6 protein-coding genes are annotated in these 9878 nt (G+C 42.9%); 4 read left to right on the top strand and 2 right to left on the bottom strand.

Translation table 11 applies throughout. The features are described 5' to 3' along the window. Positions 1-431: 431 nt before the first annotated feature. Positions 432-959, bottom strand: coding sequence for a sugar O-acetyltransferase (locus tag MTN96_RS23625; RefSeq protein WP_248532873.1), 528 nt, complete (start codon positions 957-959; stop codon positions 432-434). Between the two features lie 154 nt (positions 960-1113). Between MTN96_RS23625 and MTN96_RS23620 the strand changes: the two genes are divergently transcribed. The 4 genes from MTN96_RS23620 to MTN96_RS23605 all read left to right on the top strand — a co-directional run bounded on the left by MTN96_RS23620 (position 1114) and on the right by MTN96_RS23605 (position 6552). Continuing rightward, positions 1114-1878, top strand: coding sequence for a DeoR/GlpR family DNA-binding transcription regulator (locus MTN96_RS23620; protein WP_121638182.1), 765 nt, complete (start codon positions 1114-1116; stop codon positions 1876-1878). A 46-nt stretch (positions 1879-1924) separates the two neighbouring features. Then, the gene (glmS, locus tag MTN96_RS23615) at positions 1925-3745 is read left to right on the top strand and encodes a glutamine--fructose-6-phosphate transaminase (isomerizing) (RefSeq protein ID WP_248532872.1); all 1821 of its coding nucleotides are present in this window, start codon (positions 1925-1927) and stop codon (positions 3743-3745) included. 112 nt (positions 3746-3857) lie between these two features. Beyond that, the gene (locus tag MTN96_RS23610) at positions 3858-5045 is read left to right on the top strand and encodes an alpha/beta hydrolase-fold protein (protein WP_248532871.1); all 1188 of its coding nucleotides are present in this window, start codon (positions 3858-3860) and stop codon (positions 5043-5045) included. Between the two features lie 205 nt (positions 5046-5250). Beyond that, positions 5251-6552, top strand: a complete 1302-nt coding sequence (locus MTN96_RS23605) for a DEAD/DEAH box helicase (RefSeq protein WP_248532870.1) — start codon at positions 5251-5253, stop codon at positions 6550-6552. A gap of 98 nt (positions 6553-6650) precedes the next feature. Here MTN96_RS23605 and MTN96_RS23600 read toward each other — a convergent pair whose 3' ends face one another. Beyond that, positions 6651-9872: a S41 family peptidase gene (locus MTN96_RS23600; protein WP_248532869.1), complete on the bottom strand. Its 3222-nt coding sequence runs from the start codon at positions 9870-9872 to the stop codon at positions 6651-6653. Between the last annotated feature and the right edge of the window lie 6 nt (positions 9873-9878).

Below are 9878 nucleotides of genomic sequence, written 5' to 3'. Positions count from 1 at the left end.
CCGAACTCAGTAGTGAAACGAAACAGCGCCGATGATAGTGTAGCATTTGCTATGTGAAAGTAGGACATTGCCAGGCTTCAAATAAGAGAAACCCGTTACAGCAATGTAACGGGTTTTTTGCTGTCTGGAGTTTAGTAAATAACCAGGCCCATTGAGCAATTAATACTCACTTTTAAACCTATCATGTAGGTCGGGCGAGCGTAGCGACTCCCGACGCAATGATAATGTCGCATTTGCTATGTGACTCTCTACCGCTGTGGGCACTACGACATTTCCAGGCTTCAAATACAAGAAAGCCCGACTCGAAAGAGTCGGGCTTTTTTACGTCCGTAGAAAAGTAAAATGCGGGCAATTAATGCACACTCATCTACTTCTAGAATGTAGGTCGGGCGAGCGTAGCGACTCCCGACGCTAAAAAACATCGATTATAATTATAGTGTTCTTATCTCACGAGCTGGATTACCAGCAACAACAGTATCCGCCTCTACACTTTTAGTAACTACAGATCCCGCACCAATAATACTGTTATCCCCAATGCATACGCCCGCTAAAATAATTGCACCTGCGCCAATCCATACGTTGTTGCCTATTGTAATAGGAGCAGCAAAGTTTTCTTTATTCAGTCGCTGTGTAGGGTTAACAGCATGGGATACAGTCAATAGCTGAACATTAGGGCCAATTAAGCAGTCATCACCAATGCTGATAGCTCCTTCACTAATTGGGGCATCTAATACCGTACAGTTAATGTTTATGAAGCTACGATCACCAATAGCTATTTGATTACCATAATCGCAATGAAAACCTGATTCTATAATTACGCCTTCACCGCATTGAGCGAATAGCTCTTTAATGCGTTTTAAATTACCTTTACTCGGGCTTTTATTGAAGAGTCGGCATATTTCGCCTGTTTGTTTACGTAGGGCTAAAAGCTCTTTGTTTAAGCTATTAAATGGCTGCATTAAAGTTTCTTTGTTTAGTTAAGGGATGCTGTGACTATTTTACCTCTATTATTACTCGTTGAAAGCTGCTTTATTTTTGCTCGTTCACTTGCCATTTAACTTGTTTCGTTTAGAATTGCACATCTTTCGAAACGAAACTTAATCTGCGAGCTTTATGACTAAACGAAACACACAGCAACGCCGTCATTTAATACTTACTCAGGTAAATGAGCTAGGTGAAGTGGCTGTTGAAAAGCTTGCGGAGCAGTTTCAAACATCTGAAGTAACCATTCGTAAAGATTTAACCGCGCTTGAAAAAAGTGGCTTATTACTGCGCCGTTACGGCGGTGCTATCGCACTGCCAAAAGAAATCGTTACCGACGAAATAGACTCTAAGCGCAAAGTAGCAATAGCAAAGGCTGCTGCTGCACTTATAAAAGATCATAACCGTATTATTATTGATAGCGGGCGTACTACGGCCGCTATGATCCCAGAGCTTGCAAATAAACGCGGGTTAGTTGTAATGACCAACGCGATTAAAGTGGCGAGCCGTTTACTATCACTTGAAAACGAGCCAACACTTTTAATGACTGGCGGTACTTGGGATCCGCATTCTGAGTCGTTTCAGGGGCAAGTTGCCGAAAACGTATTATGCTCTTATGATTTTGATCAGCTATTTATTGGTGCAGACGGCATAGATGTAAAACGCGGCACTACTACCTTTAATGAGTTAGTCGGCTTAAGCCAAGTTATGGCAAAGGCCGCCCGTGAAGTAATAGTAATGGTTGAATCAGATAAGATTGGCCGAAAAATACCAAATTTAGAATTACCGTGGAAAATAGTAACCACATTAATAACCGATACTGGCTTAGCAGATGATAAACGCAAAGCGATTGAGGCGTGTGGTGTAAAACTAATTTGTGCAGAGATTATTGAATAGTAACTACAAAGCGAGTTACTAGAATTAAAAAATTAATGGAGACACTATGTGTGGAATAGTTGGGGCGGTTGCAGAACGTCCAGTAAACAAAATTTTAGTTGAAGGCCTTAAACGTCTTGAATACCGTGGCTACGACTCTGCCGGTGTAGCACTTTTAGAAGGCTCTACGCTAAATACTGTAAAAGCAGTAGGTAAAGTAGTGAACGTAGAAGCCGCACTAGAAAAAGCAGGCGTTAGCGGTCATACAGGTATTGCACATACACGCTGGGCAACACACGGTAGCGTTACTGAAGAAAACGCTCATCCGCATGTATCAAACAACCAGCTAGCACTTGTGCATAACGGTATTATTGAAAACCACGCAAGCCTACGCGCATCACTTAAAGAAGAAGGCTACGAGTTCTTATCTGAAACCGACACCGAAGTTATGGTGCACTTAATTCATAAACTTCGTAAGCAACACACTACATTACTTGCTTCTGTTCAAGCAGCGGTTAAACAATTTGAAGGTGCGTTTGGTACCGTTGTATTTGATAAAGCAAACGACAACGAAATCATTGTAGCGCGTTCAGGTAGCCCACTTGTTATAGGTTTAGGCCTTGGCGAGAACTTTATTGCCTCTGATCAACTAGCACTATTACCAGTTACTCGTAGCTTTATCTTCTTAGAAGAAGGCGACGTAGCCCGTATTACACGCGACACTGTTGAAATTTTTGATGAAAATGGCGACGTTGTAGAACGCGAAGTTGTTGAATCAAATATCACGCAAGATGCTTCAGGCAAAGGCGATTACCGCCACTACATGCTAAAAGAAATCTACGAGCAACCACTTGCGGTACGCAATACCCTTGAAGGACGTTTAAACGACGACCGTGTAGCAATTGATGCCTTTGGCGACAGCGCTCAGCAAATATTTAAAGATGTAAAACACGTACAAATTATTGCCTGTGGTACGTCATACCATTCAGGTATGGTTGCACGTTACTGGCTTGAGCAATTTGCTGGCGTTAGCTGTAATGTTGAGATTGCCTCTGAGTTTAGATACCGCCAATCGTATGTACACGAAAACAGCCTACTTGTTACTATTTCTCAATCGGGTGAAACTGCCGATACGCTAGCTGCGCTACGCCTAGCTAAAGAGCAAGGTTACATGGCCTCAATGACTATTTGTAACGTACCGGGTTCATCACTTGTGCGCGAATCAGACCTTGCCTTTATGACCAAAGCCGGTGCTGAAATTGGTGTAGCTTCTACTAAAGCGTTTACTACGCAGTTAGTTGGTTTGTTAATGCTTACTGCGTCTATAGCGCAAGAAAAACAGCTTGATCAAAGTGCTATTGTAGATGCTATAAAAGTACTTCCTGCTAAGCTTGAAGAAACATTGCTACTCGCTGATGGCATTGCAGACCTTGCAGAAGAGTTTGCCGACAAACATCACTCACTATTTTTAGGTCGTGGCTCGCAATACCCGATTGCAATGGAAGGTGCGCTTAAACTTAAAGAGATTTCGTACATTCACGCAGAAGCCTACGCAGCGGGCGAGCTAAAACATGGGCCACTTGCACTTATTGATGCCGACATGCCAATTATTGTTGTAGCACCAAACAATGAGCTATTAGAAAAGCTTAAATCAAACGTAGAAGAAGTACGTGCACGTGGCGGCATTATTTATGTATTCGCAGATAAAGATTCACACTTTGAGTCAGACGACACAATGCGTGTAATCAACGTAAACCACACTGACGACATTATTGCGCCAATTGTTTACACATTGCCATTACAGTTACTGTCGTACTACGTAGCGGTAATTAAAGGTACCGACGTTGACCAACCACGTAACTTAGCTAAATCGGTTACGGTTGAGTAAAATCAATAGGTTATAGTTGGTCAGTTAAAACTAAAAAGGCGCTCAATGCGCCTTTTTTTGTACCTCAAAGCCTGTTAGATTAAATAACACACTATTTTATAAAGGATTAGTAATGCGTCTATTAGCCGTTATTTGTTTTGTTAGCTTTTTTGCTTTTAGTTCACAAAATGCCTTTGCACAATCTGGCACTAAACAGCAAAGTGCAGATTACTCTCAGTTCACGCACTCTATTAAATCGGCTGTTTTAAACGAAGAGCGCACAGTTGTAGTCCAGCTTCCAAAGAGTTATCAAGCTAATCCAAACAAAGTTTATCCGGTCATTTATCGTCTTGATGGCGCGGGTAATATACCGCTTACAAGTGCTGTGCTGGATCGACTGCAAAATGATAATCGTGCGCCAGAGGTAATTATTGTCGCTATTGAAAACACTAATCGACTCAGAGATTTTTACCCTACAGTGAATAAAGAGCCACAAGGCCCAGTAGGTGAAGGCGGTGGTGCAGCAAAGTTTTTAGTATTTATTGAGCAAGAACTTATGCCCTTAATTAATAAAAGTTATCGTGCGCACAACTTTAATGTAATTGCTGGGGCCTCTGCGGCAGGCGTGTTTGCACTTTATACAATGCAAGCTAACCAAGATCTTTTCCAAGCACACATTGCTTACAGCCCTGCGGTTTGGTGGAACTATGGCGCACCGGTAAAAGCAACTAAGGCGTTTATCAATAAATCAAAAGACCTAAATAACTATGTTTACATTAATATAGGCGAAGAAGCAGGCATAATGCGTGAGCGATACAATGAACTTCAGCAAGCTTTGCAATCTAATAGCTTGCCAAGTCTACGCTTCTTTAGTGATACGTTTGATAGTGTCTCGCATAACCTGACTTCGGTTGCTGGTTCATTTAATGCCTATCACAACTTATTTTTGCCTAAACAAATGCCCATAAGTGATTTAACTGACGATGTAACCTCTATTGATGCTTATTATCAAAAGTTATCTCAGCAATGGGGGGAGCAGATTGCGCCACCGGATCGCGCTGTTAGATCACTCGGTTATAATTTAACGGGCAGCAAGCAATTTACCCGTGCTATTGAAGTGTTTAAGTACAATATAAAAAACCACCCAAAATCAGTCGATGCGCTTTCAGCCTTATCTTATGGCTATGAAATGCAAGGCGATACTCGTCAAGCGCTTGAACAGATGGAGTCTGCTTTAGCCATTACAAATGACTCATATCCTTATATAAATTATTTAAGAGAAACAAAAGCTAGGTTACAAGCAGAACTTAGCAAGAACTAATAATATTGCTAACTTAGTTGTTGGCTTTTTATGAAAGCCTCTTTAAGTTTGGAGTGCTCACGGTGACAGTCAAAATTCCTCGAAGCTTGTAGCTCGACGCTCGCAGCCATTACTTAAACCACATTAAAATCACTAACCTCTACTTAATAAGCGCTAAATACGCTAAAATTACAGGCTACTTTTTTAGCAATAAGCCCACAATTTTATGACCTCAGCAACAAGCCCTAGTACCTTTAACGATCTTGGCCTTATTCCAGAGCTACAAGCTCGTTTAACCGATTTGGAATATAGCCAACCTACGCCAATTCAAGCTAAGGCGATTCCAAGTGTACTTGCTGGTAGCGATTTAATTGCGGGGGCAAATACTGGCTCAGGTAAAACAGCAACGTTTGCTTTACCTATGCTACAAAAGTTATTTTTAGAGCAAGGCGCTAAAAAAACAGCGAGCAAAGGTAACTTTGTCACTGGGCTTATTTTGGTACCTACGCGCGAGCTTGCTACGCAGGTGGCCGATAGCGTTAAATCGTATTCTGCTAACTTTAATGGCGCAATTAAAGCGGTGGCGGTATTTGGTGGTGTGTCGGTTAATACACAAATGCAGGCACTGCGCGGTGGTGCCGATATTATTGTTGCAACGCCAGGGCGTTTGCTCGATTTAATCTCAAGCAATGCTATTAAGCTCGATAAAGTAACGACCTTAGTGCTTGATGAAGCCGACCGCATGTTAAGCCTTGGCTTTACCGAAGAGCTTGCTGAGTTATTAGCGCTTATGCCTGCTAAAAAACAAACCATGTTGTTTTCAGCGACCTTCCCAGAGCAAGTAACACAATTAACGCAAGAGCTGTTAACCAACCCTGTTGAAATACAAGTTCAAAGCAAAGACGAAAGCACCTTAGTACAGCGCGTATTTACAGTTAATAAAGGCGAAAAAACCACGGTTTTAGCGCATTTAATTAAAGCGCATAAATGGCGCCAAGCACTTATTTTTGTAAACGCTAAAAAAGACTGTGAGCACTTAGCAGCTAAGCTTGAAAAGCGTGGTATTAACGCACAGGTATTTCATGGTGACAAAGGCCAAAGTGAGCGTACTCGCGTAATTGAAAAGTTTAAAGCCGGTGAAATAGAAGTACTTATTGCCACCGATATAGCAGCCCGTGGTTTAGATATTGCCAAACTGCCTGTTGTTATTAACTTTAACTTACCGCGCAGCCCCGCTGATTATATGCACCGTATTGGCCGAAGCGGCCGTGCCGGTGAAGTTGGCCTAGCGTTATCGTTAATTGATTACGAAGACTTTCATCACTTTAAAATAATCGAAAAGAAAAACAAACTGCGTTTAGAGCGTGAAGAAGTAACCGGTTTTGCGGTAAACCAAGCAAATCTTGATGCAGCACAAGCACTTAAAAACGACAAGCCAATGGCAAAGCCCGCCGGCACAGGCAAGAAAAAGAAAAAAAATAAAGCCGACGATATAGATGATGTATGGAGTGGTTGGAGAAAAAGATAAGCCTTAATACATATAAGTTATTAAACTCGAATTAATAAAAACCCTGCAAATTATGCAGGGTTTTTTATTGGTATTAGATTGTTTAGCTATACAGCAAATTAAAACTTAGACGGAGCTGGTGGCACCATTAAGGGTTGCTTAGGGTTTTCTTTAAGCTCCTTTAATAACTCTTGTACAGCACGTTCTATTGATGGATCTTGGCCTTTATAAATAAGCTCTGGGCGGTCAACCACTTTAATATCAGGAGCAACGCCTTCGTTTTCTATAATCCAGTTACCTTGGGTATCTAAAATACGGAATGTAGCAGCAATTACTTGCCCGCCATCTACAAGAGCAGGGTTGCCAGAAATACCAATTAAGCCACCCCAAGTACGCGTACCAATTAGCTTACCTAAACCCGCTTGGCGGAAGTAGTAAGGAATTGCATCACCGCCTGAGCTTGAATAGCCGTTTATTAGCATTGCTTTAGGACCGTCGTGCGCAAACTGTGGAGTTTTAGTCGGCTCAGTGCCTCGGCGTTTCCAATAGTTAAGTGGTTTACGTGCAAGCCAGGTGATCATGTGCTCAGGAATATAGCCACCGCCATTGTAACGGTCATCAATAATCATGGCGTCTTTGGTGGTTTGCGGCATGTAATTTTTAAACATGGCGCGGTTACCTTCATACGCTGTATTTGGCAGGTGTACGTAGCCAATACGTCCATTTGATAGCTTATTAACGTAGGCTGCACGCGAGTTAACCCAATCTAAATAACGTAGACCTTGCTCACTGGCTACCGGTTTTACTGTTACTTGCCACGCACCTTTGCTACGAGGTTTGCTGTTTAGCACTAGCTCTACTTGCTCGCCTTGGGTGTTTTCAAGGAGTTCGTAAAAGTTAGCAACGTCTTTAACCGAGCGGCCATTTACCGCAATAATATAATCGCCGTTATGTGCTTTTACACCAGTAGTCCCCAGCGGTGAGCGGAAATCGTCATGCCAGTTTTCACCTTTGAAAATTTGCTCTATTTTTACGTAACCCGATGGATCGCTTGCAAGCTTAGCGCCTAATAAACCGTGGTTTTTACGTTCTGCTTTTGGCATATCACCCGATTGCACGTAAATATGGCCGGAGTTAATTTCGCCAGCAATTTCGCTAAGTACGTAATCAAGGTCGCTACGGTGGCTAATAGCATCAGCCATAGGTTGGTATTTAGCTAAAATAGCATCCCAATCTTGGCCGTGATGGTTTTCGTCGTAGAACCAGTCACGCAATGTGCGCCAGCCTTCTACGTACATTTGTTGCCACTCAGCTTGCGGGTTAATTTTAAGCGTCATTTTGCTTAAATCGAGCTTGTTGGCGTCTAGGTCTTGCTTTGGTTTAGGCTCAATTAAGCTGTAACCGCCGCTTGTATGTACAAGCAGATGCTCGCTGTTGCTCGATATAGTGTAATGGCTAACGCCTTTAGCCACGGTTTCTAGCTCGCTATCGTGCTCGGTGCCTATAAGTTGTAATCCGCCATTGGCAAGTGTTAGTACGCCGTCTTTTACTGCGGTTAAGCCACGGTAATCGCCAGCAGGAGCATTAAGCGCGGTAACACGTTGCATAAAGTCGCTGCTTTGCAGTGCGTTTTTAACTTTTTTGTCGTCTTCTTTTTCGTCGTCATCGTCTTTTACAATCGTGGTTTCATCACTTTGTAAGGCAATAAGCGGTTTAACACTGTCGTTTACTGCAGCCGCATAAATACGGGTGGCGCGGTTAAACATGTAGTCAAACTCGTAGCTGCTAAACGCAAGGTTAAAGTCGCGCTCAGAGCTAAAGTAAAGGTATTGGCCATCTGGCGAAAAGGTTGGGTTTTGCTCGTTACTCATTTCGTCTGTTAGGCGCGTTACCTTTTCTTTTTTAAGGTTGTAGTGCCACAGTGAGGCATAACGGTTTTCGTTATTTTTAACATACACAATGTCTTGGCTGTTAGGCGACCACGTATACTGAGTAATGCCGTCTTCGTCGTAAATGCCGGTATCAATTTTGTGTTGCTTGCCCGATTTTGCATCTAACCACCACAGTGTGTGGTTTTTATCTGCAAACAACAGCTTAGTGCTATCGGGTGACCAAATAGGCGTAAAGCGCCAAATAGTGCCATTACTAGTGAGTTGTTTAATGGCATTATTTTTACTGCGATCTTTTAAGTAAATTTCGTACTCGCCGCTTTCATCGCTCATGTAAGCAATGTAACGCCCATTTGGCGACCAACTTGCGTCTATTTCACGGCTCTTATCTGTGTACGATAAGTTACGCGTAGGGCCTTGTTTAACAGGTACACTAAATAGCTCGCCACGGGCTGTAAATACAGCACGTTTGCCATCGTGAGAAATCGACATAGAATCAATAAAGTCGCTTACATTTTTGCTGTACGGCATAGCGTATTGGCGCACACCGGCAATGTTAATGCTCAGCTTAGTGCTTTTTTGTGTTTTTGCGTCAAAGCGATATAAGTAACCGCCGTTTTCATACACAACCGCATTAGGGCCTGCTGAGGGCCAAAGTACGTCAAAGTCTTTAAAGTTGGTGAGCTTTTTAGGCTCACTGCCTTTGCGGTATTGGTAAAGGTTTAGTGTGTAATCACGGTCAGATACAAAATAAATATTGTCGCCAACCCAGGTAGGTTGCTGGTCGGTTGCACGGTTAGTGGTAAGTTGCTCTGAAGTGTTATTTTCTAAATCGTAAATCCATACGTCTTGGGCACGGCCGCCACGGGTGCGTTTCCAGGTACGAAACTCACGGTCAATGGGCGTATAAACATACTTGCTACCATCAGGTGAGAGCATACCGCCGCCAGTTTCTGGAATGGCTAAAGGCTGCTCAAGGCCACCGTCTGCAGGGACCATATATGGGCGACCCATACGTTTGCCCCATGGTGTGCGGTTTGCTCTAAACACCACATTTTTACCATCGGCGGTCCAATCTAAAACGCGGTAATCAAAGCCACCACGCGGCGGCATTGGGCCAACATCGTTGTAGTATGTAAGCTGCTTAAGGCCTGAGCCATCGCTGTTAATTACATAAACTTGGCGGCTGCCGTTATACTCAGCCGAAAACGCAATGCGCTTACCATCAGGAGAAAATTTAGGAAATGTTTCAAAACCAATGTGGTCGGTTAAACGTTTGCTTTCGCCGGTTTGTGTATTAGCAATATAAATATCGCCGCTGTAAACAAAGGTCACGTTTTGGTTATGAATATCAGGAAAGCGTAGTAAGCGAGTGTCTTTAGTTTCATAGGCCGATACGCTCGGTGCAATAACCGCAGCCAAGGCAAGCGCCAATGTTGTTAATTTTTTCATGGGATT

This window comes from Pseudoalteromonas sp. 2CM28B, assembly GCF_023161935.1.
Note: the sequence above shows the minus strand (reverse complement) of the source record. Positions and strands in the feature narration are given on the sequence as shown.

Excerpts from the sequence above, each read along its gene's own strand:
- MTN96_RS23610 (WP_248532871.1), top strand. The coding sequence starts at position 3,858 with ATGCGTCTATTAGCCGTTATTTGTTTTGTTAGCTTTTTTGCTTTTAGT.
- MTN96_RS23605 (WP_248532870.1), top strand. The coding sequence starts at position 5,251 with ATGACCTCAGCAACAAGCCCTAGTACCTTTAACGATCTTGGCCTTATT.
- MTN96_RS23620 (WP_121638182.1), top strand. The coding sequence starts at position 1,114 with ATGACTAAACGAAACACACAGCAACGCCGTCATTTAATACTTACTCAG.
- MTN96_RS23625 (WP_248532873.1), bottom strand. The coding sequence starts at position 959 with ATGCAGCCATTTAATAGCTTAAACAAAGAGCTTTTAGCCCTACGTAAA.
- glmS (WP_248532872.1), top strand. The coding sequence starts at position 1,925 with ATGTGTGGAATAGTTGGGGCGGTTGCAGAACGTCCAGTAAACAAAATT.
- MTN96_RS23600 (WP_248532869.1), bottom strand. The coding sequence starts at position 9,872 with ATGAAAAAATTAACAACATTGGCGCTTGCCTTGGCTGCGGTTATTGCA.